The 21,871-nt window shown below is 61.9% G+C and carries 17 protein-coding genes; 4 read left to right on the plus strand and 13 right to left on the minus strand.

Translation table 11 applies throughout. From position 1 onward, the window contains the following. Nucleotides 1-107 precede the first annotated feature (107 nt). Nucleotides 108-1,388 (minus strand): alkane 1-monooxygenase, encoded by a 1,281-nt coding sequence (locus tag PSH66_RS16850; RefSeq protein WP_305427266.1) that lies wholly within the window; start codon nucleotides 1,386-1,388, stop codon nucleotides 108-110. Between the two features lie 300 nt (nucleotides 1,389-1,688). Further along, nucleotides 1,689-2,678 (minus strand): alpha/beta fold hydrolase, encoded by a 990-nt coding sequence (locus tag PSH66_RS16855; protein WP_305427267.1) that lies wholly within the window; start codon nucleotides 2,676-2,678, stop codon nucleotides 1,689-1,691. A 275-nt stretch (nucleotides 2,679-2,953) separates the two neighbouring features. On the opposite strand from PSH66_RS16855, the gene PSH66_RS16860 reads away from it, so the two are divergent. Genes PSH66_RS16860 through PSH66_RS16870 form a run of 3 tightly spaced genes read left to right on the plus strand, consistent with a single transcriptional unit; the run spans nucleotide 2,954 to nucleotide 6,228 of the window. Then, entirely contained in the window at nucleotides 2,954-4,483 is a 1,530-nt protein-coding gene (locus PSH66_RS16860; protein WP_003174358.1) for an NAD(P)/FAD-dependent oxidoreductase, read from the plus strand. Further along, on the plus strand, nucleotides 4,480-5,370 hold the full coding sequence (locus tag PSH66_RS16865) for an SDR family oxidoreductase (RefSeq protein ID WP_042944827.1): 891 nt from the start codon (nucleotides 4,480-4,482) through the stop codon (nucleotides 5,368-5,370). The genes PSH66_RS16860 and PSH66_RS16865 overlap by 4 nt, the downstream gene beginning before the upstream one ends. Nucleotides 5,371-5,385: 15 nt before the next feature. Next, nucleotides 5,386-6,228: a metal-dependent hydrolase gene (locus PSH66_RS16870; protein WP_305427268.1), complete on the plus strand. Its 843-nt coding sequence runs from the start codon at nucleotides 5,386-5,388 to the stop codon at nucleotides 6,226-6,228. Here PSH66_RS16870 and PSH66_RS16875 read toward each other — a convergent pair. After that, the gene (locus PSH66_RS16875; protein ID WP_305427269.1) at nucleotides 6,225-8,300 is read right to left on the minus strand and encodes an EAL domain-containing protein; all 2,076 of its coding nucleotides are present in this window, start codon (nucleotides 8,298-8,300) and stop codon (nucleotides 6,225-6,227) included. The two genes, PSH66_RS16870 and PSH66_RS16875, sit on opposite strands and share 4 nt — an antisense overlap. Nucleotides 8,301-8,539: 239 nt before the next feature. Here PSH66_RS16875 and PSH66_RS16880 point away from each other — a divergent pair, with 239 nt between their 5' ends. After that, nucleotides 8,540-8,869, plus strand: a complete 330-nt coding sequence (locus tag PSH66_RS16880; RefSeq protein WP_042945788.1) for a DUF6388 family protein — start codon at nucleotides 8,540-8,542, stop codon at nucleotides 8,867-8,869. An 8-nt stretch (nucleotides 8,870-8,877) separates the two neighbouring features. Here PSH66_RS16880 and PSH66_RS16885 read toward each other — a convergent pair whose 3' ends face one another. The 10 genes from PSH66_RS16885 to PSH66_RS16930 are packed head-to-tail and all read right to left on the minus strand — an operon-like array spanning nucleotide 8,878 to nucleotide 21,866. Beyond that, nucleotides 8,878-9,720, minus strand: a complete 843-nt coding sequence (locus PSH66_RS16885; protein ID WP_003174364.1) for a serine/threonine-protein kinase — start codon at nucleotides 9,718-9,720, stop codon at nucleotides 8,878-8,880. Beyond that, the gene (locus PSH66_RS16890) at nucleotides 9,717-10,445 is read right to left on the minus strand and encodes a PP2C family serine/threonine-protein phosphatase (protein WP_305427270.1); all 729 of its coding nucleotides are present in this window, start codon (nucleotides 10,443-10,445) and stop codon (nucleotides 9,717-9,719) included. Before PSH66_RS16890 ends, PSH66_RS16885 begins: the two co-directional genes overlap by 4 nt. Next, nucleotides 10,442-13,816, minus strand: a complete 3,375-nt coding sequence (tssM, locus tag PSH66_RS16895) for a type VI secretion system membrane subunit TssM (RefSeq protein ID WP_305427271.1) — start codon at nucleotides 13,814-13,816, stop codon at nucleotides 10,442-10,444. The genes PSH66_RS16890 and tssM overlap by 4 nt, the downstream gene beginning before the upstream one ends. 15 nt (nucleotides 13,817-13,831) lie before the next feature. After that, nucleotides 13,832-14,692, minus strand: a complete 861-nt coding sequence (gene icmH / locus PSH66_RS16900; protein ID WP_305427272.1) for a type IVB secretion system protein IcmH/DotU — start codon at nucleotides 14,690-14,692, stop codon at nucleotides 13,832-13,834. Nucleotides 14,693-14,697: 5 nt separating this feature from the next. Then, nucleotides 14,698-16,026 (minus strand): type VI secretion system baseplate subunit TssK, encoded by a 1,329-nt coding sequence (gene tssK / locus PSH66_RS16905; RefSeq protein WP_305427273.1) that lies wholly within the window; start codon nucleotides 16,024-16,026, stop codon nucleotides 14,698-14,700. After that, nucleotides 16,013-16,513 carry a type VI secretion system lipoprotein TssJ gene (tssJ, locus tag PSH66_RS16910; RefSeq protein WP_003174369.1) on the minus strand — a complete coding sequence of 167 codons (501 nt, stop codon included), beginning with the start codon at nucleotides 16,511-16,513 and terminating at the stop codon, nucleotides 16,013-16,015. The genes tssK and tssJ overlap by 14 nt, the downstream gene beginning before the upstream one ends. A gap of 5 nt (nucleotides 16,514-16,518) precedes the next feature. Further along, nucleotides 16,519-17,697 (minus strand): type VI secretion system-associated FHA domain protein TagH, encoded by a 1,179-nt coding sequence (gene tagH / locus PSH66_RS16915; RefSeq protein WP_305427274.1) that lies wholly within the window; start codon nucleotides 17,695-17,697, stop codon nucleotides 16,519-16,521. A gap of 16 nt (nucleotides 17,698-17,713) precedes the next feature. Beyond that, nucleotides 17,714-17,845 carry a hypothetical protein gene (locus PSH66_RS16920; RefSeq protein ID WP_003174371.1) on the minus strand — a complete coding sequence of 44 codons (132 nt, stop codon included), beginning with the start codon at nucleotides 17,843-17,845 and terminating at the stop codon, nucleotides 17,714-17,716. Between the two features lie 59 nt (nucleotides 17,846-17,904). After that, the gene (locus tag PSH66_RS16925) at nucleotides 17,905-19,437 is read right to left on the minus strand and encodes a sigma-54-dependent Fis family transcriptional regulator (protein WP_305427275.1); all 1,533 of its coding nucleotides are present in this window, start codon (nucleotides 19,435-19,437) and stop codon (nucleotides 17,905-17,907) included. After that, entirely contained in the window at nucleotides 19,434-21,866 is a 2,433-nt protein-coding gene (locus tag PSH66_RS16930; protein ID WP_305427276.1) for an AAA family ATPase, read from the minus strand. The genes PSH66_RS16925 and PSH66_RS16930 overlap by 4 nt, the downstream gene beginning before the upstream one ends. Between the last annotated feature and the right edge of the window lie 5 nt (nucleotides 21,867-21,871).

Here is a 21,871-nt window from a genome sequence, read left to right on the forward strand (position 1 = left end):
ACGTCCTTCCCATTCATTATTGTTGTTCGGGTCAAACCAGTTTCTCGGGGCGATAACAGCCAGCGCGGTATTCAAGCCCCGCGTCTGCAACTAACGTGTTACTTCGTTTAGAACGGCTTGGCGCTGTTGCTGTACTTCTCCAGATACTTCAAACGCTGTGACGGCTGGAGATTGGTCAGGGTGATATCCCCGGCATAGTGATTGAGCACTCGATGATCCATTCGACGTCGCCACAAGTACGGTACATAGGCCCAGACAATCATGCTTGCGTAACCGTAGGGCAGTTGCGGCGATTCATCGAAGTGGCGCAACGACTGATAACTGCGTGTCGGGTTGGCATGGTGATCGGAGTGCCGTTGCAACTGGAACAGAAAGATATTGGTGACAATACGATTACTGTTCCAGGAGTGCCGTGGCGAACAGCGCTCATAACGACCGTTGGGCAACTTCTGGCGTTTAAGGCCGTAGTGCTCGACGTAGTTCACCACTTCCAGCAACGAGAAGCCGTAGATGCCCTGGATGACCAGAAACGGAATGACCGCCGCACCCAGCCAGGCAATCATCGCGCCCCACAACACCACGCTGTACATCCAGGCACTGAGCACGCCGTTCTTCCAGTGCCACACCGGCAGGCCGAGTTTGCGCAGGCGTTCGCGCTCAAGGTTCCAGGCCGACTGTGCGCTGAACCACACCGAGCGCGGCAGGAACGCCCAGAAACTCTCACCCAGGCGCGAACTGGCCGGATCTTCCGGGGTGGCGACACGTACGTGATGGCCACGGTTGTGCTCGGTGTAGAAATGTCCGTAGAACGTCGGGGCCAGGGTGACTTTGGCCAGGAACACTTCCAGCGCGTTGGGCTTGTGCCCCAGTTCATGGGCGGTGTTGATGGCGATGCCGGTGGCGGCGCCCGTCGACATGGCCATGCCCAGGTAGGTGAACCAGCCTGGCGCGCCATGCAGTTGAGCGCGGGCAGTGATGTAACTGGCCGCATGAGACAGCCAATGGGAGGGATCGAGACCGGCACTGGCCTGCACCAACCCGCCCTGGATGATCCATTCGATGCCGCCAGCGGCCAGCCAACCGGTGATCACCACCGATGAGATCACCAACAGCACGCCGGTGTAGACGATCCAGCGGTAGTAGCGTTGGGATTCAAGGTGACCTACGGCGGATTCGGGCGGGTTGCTCACGTCTTCGCCGAGCAGGCCGTCGATCAAGGGGATGAGACCGAAGATCACCAGTACGCCCACCCACCACAACGACTGGATGCCGGTGCTGATCGCCAGGGCGCCGGACAATAGCGGCGTGGCCAGCGGCATGATGCCCAGCCACCACAGGTGACGCTTGCCGTCGGCCCACACGATGGGTGCTGCCAGCGTCGGGTTCATGACAGCCTCCGGATAAGGCAAGCGGCCAGGGAAGACAGATTCAGGGAGCACTGGGCACCCCGAAAAATCAACCATGCGATAAAAGACGTTTTTTTCATTTTTATTCGCTCTTAGGCATTTCAAAAATCATTTCAAAATAAATATTGAAATATTTTTTTAAATAAATAGCGCGGAACCGTTAGGTCGTCAACTATTTTTTCGAGCCCTTTCTGACGTGACCGGGCAGTCTCTTTTTCAACCCCTGGGCCAGCCGTCTAGGGCAAGCGTTTCAGACCGTGCGACCGGCAACGAATGTCAGGTTTATTGGTTCGAGAGGGCAAAAGGCGGGTGCAGGGTCGTAGCGTTCTGCACCGGCCATGCACGCTTGGCCACCTGTTGAACCGCTTCAACGACACGCGCCGTGGCGGTGATGGGCAGCATGTGACCGCGCCCTTGCACCAGTTGCAGCTTGAGGCCCGGGACCTTGTCGGCGAGGGCTTGGCCGTGCCTCCTAAAGTCCAGCACCGTATCCTGCGCGCCATACACCAGACCGATGGGCAAGCGCAGCTGCGGGTAGCGCTCGACCAGGCGTGGCAGGTGATCGTTGACCAGCGCTATCTCACTGGAGGCGGCATAGAAGTTGGCGGGACGCATACCCAGCAGCCCACCGCCACGGGTGGCGAAATCGTCCGGGGCCGGGTCCGGCGCGAACACGCCCTTGACCACTGAACGCCTTGTCAGCAGACCTATCGGAACGGTCAAGGTGTGAGCGACCCAGCGACGCAGCCACGCCGGTCTCACCGCCAGCGACCAGAACACCACGGGCAACATGGGTTGGGGGTGGGTCAGCGGGGCCACCAGGACCAGGCCGGACACCGCCTCGGGATGATCAAGGGCCAACGCCAGGGCGATCGCCCCACCCAGGGAATGCCCCAACACCAGCGGTTTATCCAGGCCCAACGTGCTGATCAAAGCTGCGATTTGCCGCGCCTGGGCCGGCAGGTCCGCAGCGGTGCCTTTGTGGCGCGTGGAATAACCTGACCCCGGTCGGTCGAGGGTGATGACGCGAAAATGCTCGCGCAACTGGCCGGACAAGGCATAGGTCAGGTTGCGACTGCTGCCCATCAACCCGTGGATCATGACCACCGGCGGTCCGTCGCCCTCCTCGTAATAATGAAAGCGCTCGCCATCCACGTCGACAAAGCGCCCGGTGCTCGGCACCGCCGCTTCAATACGCCGCGTCATCCACGTACTGAAGCCCCACAACAGCGCGCTTGCGCCCGCCGCAGCGGCAATCCATTCCACAGCCATAGCTCGGTCCTCTGCTTCCCTGCGGCTGGTCACCCGACCGGAATTGATCGGGGCCACAGCCATCGCTCATTCCCTGGCCCCGAACCCGTGCCTGAGGTGCTCGTCCGTCGGACAAGACCTACAGAAGACATACGGCCCTAGCGTAAGCGATATTTTCAGGTAGATTATTTAAAATCTTTTTTAAAATAATTAATTCAATTTTCCTTTGCAATGGTGTTTTATCCGAAAGACAAAACAAAAACAGGAGCACATCCGATGCCCACGAAGGACAGCCTATGAATGCCCACAATGATTTGATCGACATCGCCATCATCGGCTCAGGCTTTGCCGGCCTGTGCATGGCCATCCAACTCAAACAGGCCGGGTTTACCGACTTTTTTATCGCCGAGCAGGCCGATAGCCTGGGCGGCACCTGGCGAGACAACCACTACCCCGGCTGCGCCTGCGACGTGCAGTCCCATGTGTATTCGTTTTCCTTTGCACCCAACCCGGAGTGGACACGCCAGTTCGCACCGCAGGCGGAAATCCGCGCCTACCTGGAGCAATGCGCCACGCGCTTCGGGTTGGCGCCCTACCTGCGTTTCGGCATGGGCCTGCAGCGTGCGGTGTTCGATGAGTCGCAGCAGCGCTGGCAGTTGAGCTTCGGCGACGGTCGCCAGGTGAGTGCGCGGGTACTGGTGTCCGGCATGGGCGGCCTGTCGCGTCCGGCGTTGCCGGATATTCCAGGGCTGGACAGCTTCAAGGGCAAGGCCTTCCACTCCCAGCAGTGGGACCACGACTACGTCCTGAAGGGCAAACGCGTGGCGGTGATCGGCAGCGGTGCCAGCGCCATTCAGTTTGTGCCGCAGATCGCACCGCAGGTGGCGCACCTGGATCTGTTCCAACGCACGCCGCCGTGGATCATGCCCAAGCCCGACCGGCGGATTTCCAGCACCGAACGCTGGCTGTTCAAGCACCTGCCCTTTACCCAACGCCTGGTCCGCAGCGCCTTTTACTGGGCGCTGGAAGGCCGCGTGGTGGGCTTTGCACTGAACCCACGGCTGATGAAAATGGTGCAGAAAGTCGCCCTGCGCCACCTGCATAAGCAGGTGGCACGTCCTTCCCTGCGCAAGACGCTGACGCCGAACTACACCCTCGGCTGCAAGCGCGTGCTGATATCCAACGACTACTACCCGGCGTTGTCGCGCAGTAATGTCGAAGTGGTCAGCGACCGCGTGCTGCGTGTCGAAGCCGACGGCGTGATCACCGCCGACGGTATCAAGCACCCGGCCGATTGCCTGATCTTCGGCACCGGCTTCCAGGCCACCGACCCCCTGCCCCGCGACTGCATCATCGGCCGCGGCGGCGTCGACCTGATGGACAACTGGCGCGAGGGTGCCCACGCCTACAAGGGCACCACCGTGCCGGGCTATCCCAACCTGTTCCTGATAATCGGGCCCAACACCGGCCTGGGGCACAATTCGATGATTCTGATGATCGAGGCCCAGGTCACCTACATCCTCGACGCGCTCAAGCAGATGCAGCGCCATCGCATCGCCACGGTGGACGTCAAACCCACGGTGGAAAGCGCCTATAACCGCGACCTGCAGGACAAGCTCAAGCGCACCATCTGGAACACCGGCGGCTGCCAGAGCTGGTACCTGGACCCACGCACCGGCAAGAACACCACCCTGTGGCCGGGTTCGACCTGGCGCTTCAAACAACTCACCCGTCAATTTGCACTCAAGGACTATGTGGTCGACCTGCTGCCAGCCACCCCACCGCTGGCGTCCCCCCACCTCCGTGCAGAAGGGAGCCTGACATGAAGACATTCAACGGTCGCGTGGCGGCCATTACCGGCGCGGCATCCGGCATGGGTCGTGCGTTGGCCCTGGCGCTCGCGCGGGAAGGTTGCCACCTGGCATTGGCCGACAAGAACGCTCAGGGTCTGGCTCAGACCCTGGACTTGATCAAGACTTCAACCCTGTCACCCGTGTTGGTCACCACCCAGGTGCTTGACGTGTCGGACCGCCAGGCCATGTACGCGTGGGCCGCGCGCTGCATGGCCGAACATGGCGAGGTCAACCTGGTGTTCAACAATGCCGGGGTGGCGCTGTCCAGTACCGTGGAAGGCGTGGACTATGCCGATCTGGAATGGATTGTCGGCATCAACTTCTGGGGCGTGGTGCATGGCACCAAGGCGTTCCTGCCGTACCTGAAGGCCAGCGGCGACGGCCATGTGATCAACACCTCCAGCGTGTTCGGCCTGTTCGCGCAACCCGGCATGAGCGGCTACAACGCCACCAAGTTCGCGGTGCGCGGGTTCACCGAGGCGCTGCGCCAGGAGCTCGACCTGCAACGCTGCGGCGTCTCGGCCACGTGCGTGCACCCCGGCGGCATTCGCACCGATATCTGCCGCAGCAGCCGGATCGACGCCAACATGACAGGTTTCCTGATCCACAGCGAACAACAGGCCCGTGCCGATTTCGAAAAGCTGTTTATCACCGACGCCGACGAGGCCGCCAAAGTGATCCTGCATGGCGTGCGCAAAAATAAACGCCGCGTGCTGATCGGCCGCGACGCCTACTTCCTCGACCTGCTCGCCCGCTGCCTGCCGTCGGCCTATCAAGCGCTGGTGGTGTTCGCCAGCAAGCGCATGGCCCCCAAAGCCCGCACGCCGGTATTCGAAACCAACGACGAGCCCCGCCTCTGAACAGGAGCACACCCCATGCTACCCATCCGTCGCGATATCCGCTTTGCCCTGCCCGCCGAGCGCATCACCAACTGGCACGAACAGGGCCCGTTCATCACGCATTTTTTCAACGCTTTGTCGCTGCTGTTTCCCCAGGGCGAACTGTTCTTCATGGACAGCGTGCGCCACTATCGCCAGCGCATCGACGACCCGCAATTGAAAAAACAAATCCAGGGTTTCATCGGCCAGGAGGCCATGCACAGCCGTGAACACGTAGCCTACAACGACCTGCTCCAAGCGGCGGGCCTGCCGGCGCACACCCTGGATCGCCGACTGAAATTCATCCTCGACCTGCAAAAAAAACACGTCGCACCGTCGTTCAATCTGGCGATCACCATTGCCCTTGAACACTACACGGCGATGCTGGCCGAGATCCTGCTGAGCGACCCGTCACGCTTCGGCAATTCGCTCAAGGGTTATCAGCAAATGTGGTATTGGCATGCCCTCGAAGAAACCGAGCACAAGGCTGTGGCGTTTGATGTGTGGAACCGCGTTATCAAGCCCGGCCCCATGCGCTATCTGCTGCGAACCGGGGCCATGCTCACTACGACGGCGTTTTTCTGGTTGGTGGTGCTGGATTTCCACATGCGCCTGTTGGTTGCTGACCGCAAGTCGGGCGGACATCTCAAAGGTTTCTGGCGCATGCTGAAGTTTCTTTACGGCCCCAAGGGAGTGTTCCCACGGATGCTTAGGCCATGGCTGCACTACTTCAAGCCGGGTTTCCACCCGTGGGACCACGACAACCGCGCGCGCCTGGCGGGTATCGACAGGTTGGTCGAGGAGATCGAGCAGACTCGGCGCGGCTACGAAACGACTTAGCGTTGCGCCAAGGCCGCGCGAGCGCGCACAAAGCCCTCCAACTGATCGCCTGGCAGCGCCTTGCTGAAATACCAACCCTGGATAAACAACTCGGTGCCGGTGTTCAGGAAGGCCAACTGCTCAGCGGTTTCGACGCCTTCGACCACCACTCCCAGGTTCAGCGCCTCGCAGAAGCGCAGCATGCCGGTCAGCACTTGGGCGCCCTTGGGGTCACGCTGGGCCACCACGAAACTGCGGTCGATCTTGATGAAATCCACCGGGAACTGGTGCAGGTAACTCAATGCCGAAAACCCGGTGCCAAAGTCATCCAGATAGACCTTGGCCCCGATTGCCTGCAGTTTCTGGATGGTCCGGCGCGTGGCCTGGATATCACTCACCAACGCATCTTCAGTGATTTCCACCGACACCTGCCCATGAGCCTGGGTGAGGATTTCCACGAGTCGATCGCCATAGACCACGTCGGTCAGGGTGGCGCTGGAAATATTGATGGTCATGGGCAGCGCGAAGCCGAGCTTTTGCCATTTCTGGTACTGACGAACCGCCTCGGAGGCCACCCAAACATCCACGTCCGGCATCAACCGTGCCTGGGCCAGCCACTGCAGGAACTCCCACGGCGAATGCATCACACCCTGCGCATCACGGGCGCGCATCAGCGCTTCGCAGCCGGTGCACAGGCCCGTACGGGTCGATACCTGGGGCTGGAATTCGAGGTAGAACTCATAGTCGCTGATCTGTTGGATACGGCTCAATTCACTCGCCTGGCGCGCCTGAATCTTGTGGGATGCCAATACCGGGTCCAGCGCACGCAATCGGCCTTTTTCTTCAAGGCCACGAAAGGTCATGTCCAGGGACTTGAGGTACACCGTGCCACCTTCGGCGGATGCACGATGAATCGCACGTACATACGGCGCGTACACCAGGGTACCCAGCGCCAATAACATCACCTGCAGCACGACCGCCGCCAGGTCACCGTGGGTACTGAGGTAAGCATTGAGCAACACCGGCGCGGTGAACGGCACGCTGACCACTGCCGCAGACACCCAGCCCAGCTGGACCACGGTCAGCGCCACCAGCGTATTCAAGGCAGGCACCAACAGGAAAGGCACGAACAGGCGTGGGTTGAGAATGATTGGCAAGCCAAACAACAAGACTTCACTGACGTTGAACAGCGACAACGGCAAACTTGCCATCGCTAACATGCGCATGGACTGGCTTCTGGAAAACAGCAGGATCGCCGCCAGCAGACACAACGCGCCGCCAGAGCCACCGATAAAGGCAAAGCTGCCCAGCAGACCGCTGTTGAGCATGTACCTGATCGGCTCACCCGCCGCCAACGCGGCGCCATTGAGCACCACCGCCTGGTCCAGCGCATCGAACAACGGTTGCAAGGCGTACGCACCGTGGATGCCGAAGAACCACAACAGCGAGTTCATCAGGGTGACAAACAAGCCGCTGCCGTAGGGTGTCTCCAGCGCATCCAGGACCTGGGGGCCCTGCAACTGCGCCACAGAGGGCACCTGTAGCAGCAAGGACAGCAGCACCACCAGCGCCAAAGCGGTGATTACACCCGGCACCACCATATTGATCGTGCCCTTGAGGTTGTGCCCCACGAGGTTCTCGTGAACCAGGTGCGTCCAGCGATAGCGGTGCAACCAGGCAATCGCCGGCACGTTCAACAGAGGCGACGCGATTGCGATAAACAGCACGAACGTGGCCGACGCCCTCGGATAGTCACGCAGGATAAACGTAGCCACCACCACATGGGCCAGGCATAGAAACGCCACCGGCAACTGCGGCAGTCGATGTTGGATCGCCAACATATACCCGATGGAAGCCGCCACCAGCAGAGGGATCACTGAGCTGATCTGGTTGTGCAGCCCCGCCAGAAAGCTCACCACCTTTGGCTCGAACCCCAGCATGCGAGCGCATTCAGAGAGGATCAGAAAGCCCGCCGACACCAGCAGGCATGGCAGGATCCACAGCAGCCCTTCGCGAATCGCCCGCAAGGAGTCGGCGCTGGCCAGCGCCGCCAGACGCCGGGTAAGGAAAAGTTTGAACAGCCGCTGCGCCATGTCCCATCCCTCTGCCCATCGCACTGTGCCCCTGGAAGGCAGGGCCGCAAACACTGGCTAACGCTACACGTCCTGGCACCGGGAGCGAAAGCCTTTTGCAACGCGCCCGGATGGAATGTACAGCGATAGATAACCGCGCTTCTTCACAAAAAAATCAAGGGTCTGATTCGGTCCCATTGTGGAATCTGCTTCAATGAAAACTGTCTGCATCATTTACCCCTCTGATTTGGAGCATGTCCTTGTCACAACCCGGTGAAAACCATCAACGCGCGCTGGACCGATTCCTGGTGCAGCATCCCGACGTCGCGGCCGAACTGAACAGCCTGAATCCCCTCGCCGCCCAGGCCAAGGGCGAAACCATTGAGCAGTACCGCGCAGAGCGTCTGCATGAAGCCTTCGAGGCGCAAGCGGAACGTGAAGGTTTGTTTGCCTGGGAGTTGACCCTCAAGCTGACCGCGCAATCCACCCAAGCCTTCGAAGCCCAACGCCTGGAAGTGCACAAGGAAGTGGCCCAAATGGCCGGCCTCAGTTGGGCAGAATACTGCCAACTCCATGGGATGCCTGTTTGATGCTCACGCTACACAAACCACCGGCGCCGTCGTCCGGCCATCACTTCGCGTAACTGGGCGACCGTGACGCGTCGGTGCTTCGGGTCCATGGCCAGCGCCGAGCGCAGGGCCGACCAGCAATGCCGGGGTAACTGACGAGGCCTGGGCAAGGGTTTGTCGGGCTGGCGCTCACCGGGACGCTGCCCGTGGGCGAGCTCATAGAGCACACAGGCAGCGCCATACAGGTCGGCGGTGGCGGACAGGCCCCCACCGGCCAGCAGTTCCGGTGCAGCGTACGCCGGGGTCCAGGCGTTCAAGCGACTACGACTCAAACCTGGCAACCCGGCCGCCTGTCGCGCCTGGGCGTGGCCCAGGCCAAAATCGAACAAACGCACGCCCTGCTCGCCCACCATGATATTCGAAGGTTTCACATCGCCATGCAGCACGCCTTGCCTGTGGACATAGGCAAGCGCATCCAGCAGTTGCACAGCCACCGGCTGCAATTCCTGCCAGGGCAAGCCGTCGGGACACTCCAGCAGCAACCGGTCCAGGCTCATGCCGTGCAGTAACTCCATGGTAAAAAACGCAACCTGGCGGGTGGTGTCGACCTCGAAGGCGAATACCCGTACCACATGGTCATGCCGCAAGCCCCGCGCCAGGGAGAATTCGCTGTAAAGCAATACATGGCCGTCGGCGGACTCGCAGAGCGTGTCGCCCAACAGCTTGACCGCGACCCACGCGTTGGGTTCACCGAAAGCCTCGTGCAGCAGGTCACGGGCGCGATAGACCACGCCCATGCCACCGGTCCCCAAAACGCGTTCCAACTGGTACCGGCCGGCGAGCAGGTTCGATGCCGCAGTGATCCCACTCATGGTTGCATTACCACCGCCGTCAGGTCATCCCGCGCCGCTCCTCGCAACACCTGGGTGAACAACCGATCCACCACCTGCCGTGGCGAACCTGCATTCAAGGCGTTCCCCAACTCATCATGGCTGAGCCCCTGATACACGCCATCACTGCACAACAGAAATACGTCACCTGGCCGGGTAGTCAGTTCGAGTGCCTCCAGGCTGACGGGCTGCCGGCCGCCAATGGCGCGCGTCAACGCCCTGGCTTTCGGATGGGCGCAGGCCTGCTGCTGGCTCAATCGCTGCTTGTCCATCAATTGCTGCTGCAGGGAATGATCCCTCGAAAGCTGATACAGGCGCTGCCCACGCCACAGATAGCAACGGCTGTCCCCTACCCAGATGCAGGCGGCACGTTGACCTTCCAGCAACAGCACGACCACGGTGCTGCCCATGATGCCGGCGCCGTCAGTGGCGTGCATCGCCGCCTGCCCTAAACGACTGTCGAGCCCTCGCAGACACTGCCGCACCGCTTGCATACGGCGGTCTAAACCGTCCTGGTCGGGTAACGCGGCGAGGCCGCTGACCACCCACTGGCTGGCCAAATCTCCAGCCCGGTGGCCACCCATGCCGTCGGCGACCACCCAACAACCGCGTTGGGGGCAGTCAAGATACGCGTCCTCGTTGCGCTCGCGCCCCTTGCCCTGCAACGTACGCCCGGCGCTGCGCCAGCGGTCTTGCGCCGGGTTCACAGCTGCTCCGGCAGGCGGAACGTACGCCAGGCCGACATCTGGAAAGGGTTCGCATTGCGTTGGCTGACCAACATGAAGTTGGCGCGCAGACCGCCGAGATCGGCCTTGAGCAGCTGTGCGTCGCGACCATTGGCGGGCTCACTTTGCAGCAAGTCCAGGAACCGGAACAACGACCAGGGCCCGTTGCTCTTTTCGATCCCCAACGGCCGCTGCGCACCGCGCTCCAATACCAGGCTACTGCGGCCATTGTGCGTATCGCCCGGCCACTGGAATGCTGTCGACACGATCGGGCCATGGCGGTACTCAAGCTGTTGATCGCCGATGCTCAGCAGCGCCCGACTGACTGCCTGGTCCAGGCTGTAGGGCGCCAGCGTAAAGCGCACCGCCCAGTCGCCTTGGTCTTCTGTAAAAAAACCTTGCCGAATCAGTTGGGCTTTCGCCAGTTGGTCCAGCAGCGAGCGCGACAACGGCAGGCTGCGACCGTCCATTGCGCGTAGCCGATAACGGTTGCCTTCGGCACTGACGAAGGGACGCAGGTAACTATCATAGAATCGCGCCATGCCGCCTCTGGGTTTGAAGAACTCCTGGAAATCAACAAGGGCGACGTCACTGCCGGCATGGGCGTTGAACGGATATCGACGCGCAATAGCCTTGGCGTAGAAGCCATACACCTCACTTTGGTAACGCTGGTTCACATGGACATAGGCCTCGTCGAGCAACAGCCGCCAGCTGTCGTCGGCAATGCCGTCGAACCAGTCCTTGAGGGGTAGTGGCAAGCGTGCGGCGGCATCGCGCAAATCACCCAACAGTGGCAGTTGCCCTTCCATGCGTTGCTTGGCCATCTTGAAGCCCGCCTGCTCCGGCGCGCCCTCGCGGTTGAGCGCCGCGAGTTGCAGATGCCATTCATCGAGTAGCCGCAGAGCCTGCATCAGGTCCGCGCCGGGGTTCTGTTCAGCGTCGAGTAATAGGTGCAAGGGCTCGAAGCGCCGCTGCAGCGCTCGTCGAGCGGAGTCTGGCGTCGCCGGGTCCGCCGACGGGTTGAACAACACAGCGGAGCCGACCTCCTGGGCCGCCACGCCCAGCGCACCCGCCTGCCGGGTCACCGCATCAAAACGATCGCTTGTCGTGGGCAGACGGGTGTTTTCGCGCACCTGTTGCAGTAACTCCACCAGCGGTGACTGCGCTGACGTGAGGCTCGCAATCCCTTCGGCATGCTGGCGCAGGCTCTCACTGTGTTGCAGGCGGATGCGGCCAATGGCTTCGCTCCAGGCATGTGCGTAGTCGGTGAAATAGCGCTGCTCCAGCGCTTGCACCAATTGGCGCAGCCCCAGCGCGCTGAGGTCGGCGGCCTCGCCCAGCACCCAATTATCCTGGGCGATGGCATTGACCAGGCGCGGCCCCTGTTTTTCAAAATACTGCACGTACCTTTTGGTGTAGAAACCGGGTATGGGCTGATCGACAGCGGCGAATCCTCGCCCCTGCGCCAGGCGATAGGGTTCCAGACTGCGCGATTGCTCACGCAACACCCGGTAGACCACGTCCGCCAGCGACTCGCCGCGCAATTGCTGACGAGCCTGCGCCACTCGTTGCGCATTCAAGGGCGCCACAAAGGGTTGCGCCAGCAGCCGCGAGACATGTTCGTTCAAGCGTTTCTGCGCCGACGCATCCCCGGTATAACGCACAGACAGGTAAGCGGCCAAGTGCTGCGCCAACCACGCGCTATCACGGCGCTCGGGCAGGTTGAGCATCAGGTAGGCCCGCAGAGCTTCCAGCAACTGCTCGCGCTCATCCAGACGAGTGCGCACCTGTTCCTCCAGCAGCGCGGTCACCCAGGGCAATAATCGCTGGCGCAACGCGTCTTCATAGGCACTGGTCAACCGTGAACGGCTCGCCTCGCCTTGATACAATCCGCCCCGCTCGAACAGACTGGCATCCGCCAACGCTGGAAACACCTGTGTCGCCGCCAGCCGACTGTCCAGCAACGGCAGCAGCGCCAGGCCATCGTCCGTATCCGCTTGACCGAGCGCGGAGGCGAAGCTCAGGTCCGCCAGTTGGCCCAGGCGCTGGTGGTTGACCCTGTAGCTGTGCGTCCATATCACCCCCGCGCCGGCCAGCACCAGCGATGCGGCCAGCGCCAGCAAGCGCTGGCGGCGACGAATACGCTGCCGTTCCGGCCTGTGTAACCCGGCAAGTTCGGCTTCGGCAAAAATCACTTGGTCGAACAGCGCCTGGACGAAATGCGCACGCCTGCCACCGCCTCCCGCGCACGTCAGGTAAAACCCGCGCAAGCCGTTAATGCGCTCAAAGCGGTGGGCACAGAATGCAGACTCCACAAACAGGCACAAACGTTCACCGATGCTCGCCACCTGCCGAGGCAAATCCAGCATCCGGCCGCGACATTCCAGACTTCGCTCCTGGTGCATACGCGGGATCAGCTCTGCTCCCAGGCGTTGCAGCAGCGTCTCGAACGCTTCTCGCACCCGGACAATGTCGATGCCGGCATTGCCTGGCGCGATACATTCACCCAATACACCTTCGCCGACATCTGCGTGGGGCGTATCAAAGAATTCGATGAACCCCGGCAACCGGTCGGCCTGGGTCAGCACCAGATAAACCGGCACGTCCACATGCAGCGCCTGCTGGATATCCTGCAAGCGGGTACGCACATGGCGCGCATGCAGGTCCAGGTCATGCTCGTTGCTGCCGAGCAGGGTCTCCACCGCCAGCGTCACCACGACGCCGTTGAGCGGGCGCGTTCTCTTGCGCGCCTTGAGCAGGTCCAGCAACGCCGACCATCCCGCCCCATCCACCGAGGGATCCGGTTGGGTCAGGTAGCGCCCGGCACTTTCGAGCAGTATCGCCTGGTCGGCCATATGCCAGTCAAAACAGGCAGTGGCGCCCTCGCCCCGCTCCAGCGTCCGTTGCAGTCCGCAGGCCGCCAGCAGGCAGGTCTTGCCGCTGCCCGGCGCACCGATCAACAGGTACCAGGGCAAATCGTTGCGCCAACGTTCGCTGCGGTCGCCATAGCGTCGAGTGGTTTTAAGGGCGTGTTGCAGCGCCTTGAAGCGTCCCCGCACTTGCCTGCGCTCGTCAGCGATCAGGCTCTGGTGCTGATGGCGCTGCAGGTGCTCAGGCGGGTCGAGCCTTGCCGAGCGAGAAGCGCCCACCACGACCATCGCCAGCCCCCAAAGCAGGCACAACCCGCAGATGGTCAGCAGGCGAGCCGTCGAACCTTGCCAGAAACGATGGTCATCCACCGCCAGCAACGGTCCGACAAACCACACCAGCAGCGCGCCGGCCAACAGCAGCAACAGGCTCCAGACCCAGACCTTGCGCAGCACCGTACCCGCGCCCTTGAAGAATGCGTTCATTCATAGCTCCCAGCGTTACAAGGGCGACCGCGTCTGATCCGGCGCCACCGGTTGAAAAAGTTGGAGTGCGGTGTTTCGCTCATTGAGCAGCACCCAGGCAAACCCCGAATGCATCGCCAGCAACGCGCTGAACGCGACGACCGCGATCCAAGTGGCGGATATCACGCGCAACCGCGCGCCCACCGGATGAGCGGCCACCGCTGGCCGCTGCACCAGCGGACGATCCCCCCGAAAGTGCCTGATCTGTCGATACAAGCCATCGCGCACCGCCTCCAACTGCTCCGCGCCCCTCTCCATGACGCGGTATTTACCTTCGAAGCCCATCGACAGGCACAGGAACATCAGCTCCAGTATCGCCAGGTGCTTGACGGGGTCGCGAGATAAACGCTCCAACAGTTGGAAGCACTTTTCGCCGCCGAAGGTTTCGTTGTGGAAGCGGCTCAACAGGCTCGTCTTCGACCAGTCGCTGCGCCCCCCCCATGCGGTGGTGACCACCGCTTCGTCAATGACGCTGCACAGCACATAACGCGCCGATATGACCTGACTCTGGTCCGCTCCCTGGTGCAAGGCTCGCGTCTCGAAGGCCGTGATGCCCAATGACAGCCGATCGTTGAGGGTCTGCAGGTTTTCTCGGCTGCTGGCCCTGAGTTGGGCAACCTGTGACAGCAGGTCCCAGGCGGCGTCGACCAGGCTGTTCGGTCCTATATTGAAGTGCTGCCCGGCCGGCAACCCGGCGGTATAGATCATCCGGTCTTCCAGGTGTTCGAAGCGCGGCGGTGACGCAAAGTCCGTCACCGCTCCCTGCGCCGGCCCCTGCCCTTCGCGGTCCAGCAGCACGGTTTTCTCGTCCAGTGGGTATTCGCTGTCCATGGTCATGGCGTTCAGTTCCTGATGGCCCAGAAATTGAGTTCGAGCTCGACAAACTCGCCACTGGCGTGGAAGGCAAACCCTCCCGATTGCTCCAATTGCGTGATGTCACGGGCGCTGAGCTCAAGCATGAAATACGTCTTGCCGGCATGAAACGGGATCTGTCGCGGCGCCACCGGCAGTGGCCGGACCTTGATGCCGGCAAGGTGCAGGTTGACCAGTTCGCGGATACGCTCCACAGGACCGATCTTCAGGTGCGCCGGCAGCCGCTGACGCAGCGCCTCCGAATCACACTGGGCGCTTGCTGCGAGAATGAAGGTGGCTGCGCCCAGCAACTTGAGGTCACTCACCGGGCAGACCAGGACCCCGTACTGACGCGGTTGCAAGCTCAGTTCGAGCGCGTGCTGCTCCAGTACAGACGACAGTACGGTGCGAAGGCGCTCCATCAACCCGCGAAAACTCATGCCCTGATCGCCATGCCGGTAGCGCACGTCCACCTGCGCCCGCTTGTTCTCAATGGCAAAGGTGGACAGCTCGCCCAGTATCGAGAGCAACGCCCGATACAGCACCTCCGGCCGCACCTGGCCCTGGTCCAGGTAATGACGCAATACCAACTCGCTACGGTTGATCATTTGCAACATGAGAAATTCGCCGACCTGCGCCCCCGCCGCACCGCCACCGCCCTCGATACGCGCAGCAATCGCATCCCCCCGGCTGGCCAGCAGGCTGATCACTTCCTTGACGCACGATGACAGATACCCCGAACGTTGCAGGTAGATGAACGTTGGTACAAAATCCGCGTCAAGCTTCACGCCCCCCTCACGGGTCGAATTCAGGACCTGTGCGACCTGCAGCGTCACATGCAGCGCATCGCCGGGCTGCTCGCCCAACAACAGACGCAGATCCGGGCGCGCGCAGTTGATCCGGCAGCTGGCGTCGACGCCGGCATTGGAGTCAATGACCTGCGACTCACAGCTGACGTACCGCGACAGGACATCGTTTTGCGCCGGCGTTCGCACCTCGACCTGACTGCCGATGGCCAACGGCAATGCCAGGTACACGGCTTGTCCGTCAACGTCGGCCGGCACCTGCAACACCAGCGGCGGCATCGTGCTGTCGAGCTCGAACAGGCTTCCGTCGGGAAACACCCCACTGGCCTGGTTGACCACCACTTTGCCCATATTGAGGTATTGCACGTCGACGTCCAGGCCCAGGAACCCCCAACCATCACTACCCAGCAAGCGTGTGCGGTTGAGCTGCTGGTGGTAATAACGATCGTTATGCTGCAGGTGCTGGGGTCGCAGCAACATGCCTTCTTGCCAGACGACTTTATGAACCGGCATCTCGATCCTCCCGGTTGCGGGTTTGACGGTCGGTGGCGCGGATACCCGACTCATCGAATAGCAGGTCGGCACGCGTCAGTTGCTGTCGGGTCACTGGCAGCACCAGCCGCCACTGCACATGGGGCAAGTCCCGATAGGCTGCCAGCACGCCGATATAGCGGCTGTGCGGTTCAACGCTGAGCTTGAGCGCCAGTTGTTCACCAGGGCGCAGTTCCAGTTCTTCGCTGCCGACCCAATCCTTGGGCAGTACCTGTTCGGCCCGACCATAGAGGCTGAAGAAATCGGCGTTCTCGAATGCAACCGGGTGGCGCAACTCGATCAGGTGCACAACCACGGGAGAGGGACGCCCGTGCAGGTCGGGGTTGACGGTTTCGCTGGCGGTCAATGTCAGGTCCAGTTTGGTCAAGGTTGAAAACGGTGACAGGCTGCTGCAACCGGCCAACAGGCCCAGCGCGACCAGCAGTGATACAACGGTGACTCGATACATGGCTGTCATCCCGGATAGGCCGAATGCAAGGTGGAGACCAGGCGTACCTGCTCTGCGTAGGCCTTGGAAAAATCGTTGCGCAACAGGTGATCGTCCAGGCCAGGCCCGTCGACCATCCGCCGGTAATGGCGTTGGTAAGCCCGCCAATAGGCACCGTCCGTGGAAAATCTCGGCGGGCTGTCCTCGCGTTCGAAACACAGCAACAGATGGCCCGGTGCGAACGCTGCCACTGCCGCGCGCAAACTGGCGCGACAAGCCACGACCAACGCCAGTTGATGGACCTGAATCTCCCGGTTGGCCTGGCTGATCGCCAACTCGGCCGGCAGTTGATCGAGCTCCGCGGTGCCCAGCAACACCGTCAGGGCGGCCTGAGTGTCGGCGCACTCTCTCAAGGGGTTACGGCGGCTGAGCGTGGGGGTGGCACCGCTCAGGTTCAATTCCATGTTCAGCTCATCGCGCGTTCGCAGGCTCTGCCGCACGCCGTCGATTGTTTGCTTGAACAGGCCCGCCACCTTGAGCGCCAGGGCCTCGCGCCCAGGGGTATCGAGCGCATCCACACGCACGCCCAGGGCGTCGCCGAATTGCGACCAGAAGGCTTGCGGGATCGGCACTGTGGGCGGTTGAGGGGGCGCGTCAGTGCCCTCTGGCTCGGCCCATCTCGGCACGATCAGGTGATCCCGCTCTACAGCCCCCTGCGCGAGTTCGCAGATCGGCATTTGCGCCGGGGTTTGCAACGCATCGAGGTCCTCGGACGAATCGGCGTACGGCCGTTCATGGTCTAGCGCATGCACGGGATCCAAACCCAGGAAAGCATCATCAGGAATCGTATCGGCCCGCGCCAGCGTTGGCCGATCAGGCGCAGCCCCACGCGCCACCAGCCGTGCGCGAATATCCACCGGCCCCAGTTGATAGATTTCACCTTCAGCGATCAAGCGTGCCCGGCCCTTGAGCAAACGCTCCGTACCGCCCGAAACGCCAATACCGTTGCTGCTGATGTCTGTGAGGTAATACTGACCCTCCCGGTAGCTGACCAAGCCATGATGGCTGGAGAGCGAACGGCTGGCATCCAGCAGTGTCCAGTCACAGCCCGCTCCGCGGCCAATCACGCCGCCAACCCCATCAAATACCTTGCTGGCCGGCGGCTCGCCGCTCGCGGTATCGCAGACCTCGAATACTAATTGCATGACAGAGTCCCCTTGTTCATTGGCCGCGACGGGACGCCTGGGGATCACCCAGCGGACGGTAGTCGGCGTCATCAAAAACGTAATTGGCGTTACAACCGCCCAACAAACACAACACAAGCGCAACGGCTTGCCATGGACGCAGAGGCATCAGGTATCTCCCAGGAAAGTCAGGTCGGCGAAGCGGCATCGAATCCACCGGTGCGTCATTCAGCATTCCCCTCGGACGTCGCCACAGGGGATGTTCAAACGTGCAAGGCGGTACAACAGCGTGCGCCGCGCAACGCCCAGCTCACGGGCGGTGCGGGTGCGGTTGCCACGGTTCTTGTGCAGGCAATCGATCAGGAAAACCCGCTCCACCCGCTCCAGGCGCTGGCGCAACGTGGCGTCGGCGGGCGCCCCGGTCGGTACTGACGACAGGGACAAGTGCGCCGGCAGGATCACCGCGTCGTCACAGAGCAGTACCGCGCGTTCCACCAGGCATTTGAGTTCACGGACATTGCCGGGAAACGCATGGTTCGACAGCTGGTCCAGGGCCGAACTCGACCACTCCACCGGCGTGCGGCCCAGCGCTGCACAGGCCTTGTGCGCAAAGTCCCGGGCCAGCAGCAATACGTCGCCGTCCCGTTCACGCAAGGCCGGTAGCTCGATGGGAAACTGTGCCAGGCGGTAGTAAAGGTCCTCGCGAAAACTGCCGTCGGCCACCATCGCGGCGAGGTCGCGGTGGGTCGCCGCGATAATGCGCACATCGACCTTGTGCGCCGTGCTGGCGCCCAATGGACGAATTTCGCCCTCCTGCAAAACCCGCAGCAGCTTGGCCTGCAGTGACAGCGGCATATCGCCGATTTCATCCAGCAACAGCGTGCCGCCGTCAGCGGCGTCAAACAGCCCCGTGTGGTGACGCTCCGCACCGGTGAAGGCACCTTTGCGATAGCCGAACAATTCACTTTCCAGCAAACCTTCGGGGAAGGCGGCACAGTTCTGCACCACAAACGCCTTGCCACTGCGTGGCCCTGCGCTGTGAATAGCCCGCGCCACCACCTCTTTACCGGTTCCGGTCTCCCCGCGCAGCAACACGGTGTAGGCGGTATTCAGAACCTTGCCGATCAACCGGCAGGTTTCATCCATGCGTGGGCTGTTACCGATCAGCCCATGGGCGGCACAGGCTATCGACGCAGAGGTCTTGGCCGCAGCATCGTTGCAGACAGGACGCACACGCCGCAGTCGTTCCAGTTGACTCAGGGTGAAGCTGCCCAGTTGGCTCAAGGACGGCGAATAGTCCTGCAACGCCGCCGTGCGCTGGCTGGCGCACAGCAGCACACCCGCAACGGTTTTGCGCCGATCGAACAGGGGCATGCACGATATTGAACGCCAGGGCGTTGCCGTTGCCGGCAGGAACCCGCACTGGAACAGGCTGTTGGCCGGATCGTTGAGCGCCAGGGAGCAACGCTGATCCACGACATACTGCAGCACCTGTTCATGTTGAAAGTCAGGGCCACGCGCCACCTCGCCCAGTGGCAATGCGCCGGGCCAATGCTGGGCAATCAAGTCGAGCCGACCTGTTGCTCCGTCGCGCCAATACAGCTGGCTGAGTTCGCACTGGCTCAGTTGTGCGACCGCCGCCACACACAGGTCGGGCAAGCTCGTCTCGTCGCCATCGATGCCCAGGCGAACGAACCATCCCAGCAGCGCTTCGGCGTAAGCCAGGGAATGAGGCAAGAGTGTCAACAGGCTCTGCGTCATTGGCTGATCTCGCAAGCCGGTTGCCCATTGCCATCGAGGCCAGCATATGCACGTGACAGGCTTTCACCGACGGCCATGGCGCCCAGCAGTCGATCGACGATCTGCGGCAACAGACAGGCTTCGATCCAGTGGTCGATATAGCGCGCCCCGCTGTCGCTGTGGGTACAGCGCTCGGCCATGTGCGTGACCAGTTCGGCGCTATAACTGAAGGCCAGGTTGCGTGACTGCAGCCGCTGCCCCAGACGGTCCAGCTTGAGCCTCGTCAGGTCGTGCAAGACTTCGCCCACCACCGGGTAATAGGGCACCACACACATACGCGCCAGCAACGCAGGCTTGAAATAATCGCGCAGCAGCGGACGAATCGCTTCCTGCACTGCCTGTGCATCCGGGTGCGAACCACCGGCGCATACCTCGACGATGCGATCGCTGCCCAAGTTGGAGGTCATCAAAATCAGCGTGTTGCGAAAGTCGATTTCCCGCCCTTCACCGTCATTGGCCCGCCCCTTGTCGAAGATCTGATAGAACAGGTTGAGTACCTCGGGGTCGGCTTTTTCGACTTCGTCGAGCAGCACCACCGAATAGGGACGCTGGCGCACGGCCTCGGTCAGCACACCGCCTTCGCCATACCCGACATAACCCGGCGGGGCACCGATCAATCGCGACAGGGAGTGCTTTTCCTGAAACTCAGACATATTGAGCGTGGTAACGAAGCGCTCGCCGCCGTACATCAGGTCACCCAGTGCCATGGCTGTCTCGGTCTTGCCCACCCCACTGGGCCCCACCAGCAGGAATACGCCGAGGGGGGCATCGGCCTTGTGAAGCCCGGCAGCCACGGCGCGCAGACTGCGATCAAGCGCCTGCACGGCTTGCTCCTGGCCGAGAACGCGCGCGCGCAACGCGTCGGCAAACCCCAGTACCCTTTCATTGTGTTCAAGGGACAGCTGCTCAACGGGGATACCGGTCCAGGCGCTGATGACCTGGGCCACCCCGCGCGGACACACCTCAAGATTGATCACCGGTTGCGCGCCGTGCAGCGTGATCAGCCGTTGGCGTTCACACTCGACAGCCTCCAGACGCAGATTCAACGCGTGCAGAGCTTGCTCATCCACCGCAAACCCGGCATCGCAATCCCGGGCCAGTGCCTGGGAGCGCCGAACGCCCTCGGTCTGCTCAACGTCCAGGCGCTGCAAGGCTTCGGGCAACGCTTCGCGACGGATACGCACGCGAGCGCAGGCGGTATCCAGAACGTCCACTGCCTTGTCGGGCAACTGGCGCCCGGCCAGGTAACGGGCGCTCATATGCGCGGCGGCAACGACGGCATCGTCGCGCACGTACACGCCATGGCTGGATTCGTACACCGAGACCAGCCCGCGCAGAATCGAAACCGCCTGTTCAACGCTGGGTTCGTCCACCCGCACAGGCTGGAAACGCCGAACCAATGCCGGGTCTTTTTCAAAGTACTTTTTGTACTCCGACCAGGTTGTGGCGGCGATGGTCCGTAGCTCGCCGCGGGCCAGGGCCGGCTTGAGCAGGTTGGCGGCATCGGAGCCACCCGCCTGGCCCCCCGCCCCCACCAGGGTGTGGGCTTCGTCGATAAACAGGATGACACGCTGGGGCGAGGCATTGACCTCATCGATAACACCCTTTAAGCGCCGTTCGAATTCACCCTTGATACTGGCGCCGGCTTGCAGTAATCCCATATCGAGGGTGAGTATTCGCACATTTCTAAGAGGCTCCGGCACCTGCGACCGGGTAATGCGCAGGACCAGGCCCTCGACCACGGCGGTTTTGCCCACTCCGGCTTCGCCAACAAGGATCGGGTTGTTTTTGCGTCGGCGAACCAGAATGTCGATCAACTGGTCAATCTCGCTATCGCGACATAACACGGGATCGATACGCCCCTCTTGCGCCTGATGTGTGAGGTCGTGGGTAAACCGCGCCAACAATGATTCACTGCTCGCTGCCGAGACGGTTTGCGCCGCCTGGCTCAGCACAAAACCGAGCACGCGCTGTGCATCGAGGCGACTTAACCACTGTTGATAACCACTGCCTGCATGCTGCTGCGGGTGACGCAGCAACGCCAGTAACAGCGCACCGTGATCAACATCGGTTTGGCGCAACTCCAGGTGGGCAACCATCAATGCCTGTTGCAGCCATTGCACGAGGGGCTGGGCGAACACCGGATTGCGCGAAGCACTCGCCTCGCCCTTGGGTTGCAGTATCGCTTCCAGCTCGCCGACCTCAAGCCCGGCGTCAGCCAGCGCCCGCGCTAACAGGCCATCACGATGCTCCAGCAGGATCAGTAGAAGGTCTTCAACCAGAACTTCCCTGCCACCGCGTGTCACGCAACGTTCAGCCGAGCGTTCAAGGTCTCGACGTGCCTGGGGAGTCAACGTTTGTATCAGTTGTTGCAGGTCTACATTCATCATGATCA

The sequence above is a fragment of the Pseudomonas sp. FP597 genome (assembly GCF_030687435.1).
Classification (GTDB): Bacteria; Pseudomonadota; Gammaproteobacteria; order Pseudomonadales; family Pseudomonadaceae; genus Aquipseudomonas; species Aquipseudomonas lactucae.

Bases quoted from the DNA above. Each gene is read 5' to 3' on its own strand.
- PSH66_RS16850 (WP_305427266.1), bottom strand. From the start codon at position 1,388: ATGAACCCGACGCTGGCAGCACCCATCGTGTGGGCCGACGGCAAGCGT.
- PSH66_RS16855 (WP_305427267.1), bottom strand. From the start codon at position 2,678: ATGGCTGTGGAATGGATTGCCGCTGCGGCGGGCGCAAGCGCGCTGTTG.
- PSH66_RS16860 (WP_003174358.1), top strand. From the start codon at position 2,954: ATGAATGCCCACAATGATTTGATCGACATCGCCATCATCGGCTCAGGC.
- PSH66_RS16865 (WP_042944827.1), top strand. From the start codon at position 4,480: ATGAAGACATTCAACGGTCGCGTGGCGGCCATTACCGGCGCGGCATCC.
- PSH66_RS16870 (WP_305427268.1), top strand. From the start codon at position 5,386: ATGCTACCCATCCGTCGCGATATCCGCTTTGCCCTGCCCGCCGAGCGC.
- PSH66_RS16875 (WP_305427269.1), bottom strand. From the start codon at position 8,300: ATGGCGCAGCGGCTGTTCAAACTTTTCCTTACCCGGCGTCTGGCGGCG.
- PSH66_RS16885 (WP_003174364.1), bottom strand. From the start codon at position 9,720: ATGAGTGGGATCACTGCGGCATCGAACCTGCTCGCCGGCCGGTACCAG.
- tssM (WP_305427271.1), bottom strand. From the start codon at position 13,816: ATGAACGCATTCTTCAAGGGCGCGGGTACGGTGCTGCGCAAGGTCTGG.
- icmH (WP_305427272.1), bottom strand. From the start codon at position 14,692: ATGACCATGGACAGCGAATACCCACTGGACGAGAAAACCGTGCTGCTG.
- tssK (WP_305427273.1), bottom strand. From the start codon at position 16,026: ATGCCGGTTCATAAAGTCGTCTGGCAAGAAGGCATGTTGCTGCGACCC.
- tssJ (WP_003174369.1), bottom strand. From the start codon at position 16,513: ATGTATCGAGTCACCGTTGTATCACTGCTGGTCGCGCTGGGCCTGTTG.
- tagH (WP_305427274.1), bottom strand. From the start codon at position 17,697: ATGCAATTAGTATTCGAGGTCTGCGATACCGCGAGCGGCGAGCCGCCG.
- PSH66_RS16920 (WP_003174371.1), bottom strand. From the start codon at position 17,845: ATGCCTCTGCGTCCATGGCAAGCCGTTGCGCTTGTGTTGTGTTTGTTG.
- PSH66_RS16925 (WP_305427275.1), bottom strand. From the start codon at position 19,437: ATGACGCAGAGCCTGTTGACACTCTTGCCTCATTCCCTGGCTTACGCC.
- PSH66_RS16930 (WP_305427276.1), bottom strand. From the start codon at position 21,866: ATGATGAATGTAGACCTGCAACAACTGATACAAACGTTGACTCCCCAG.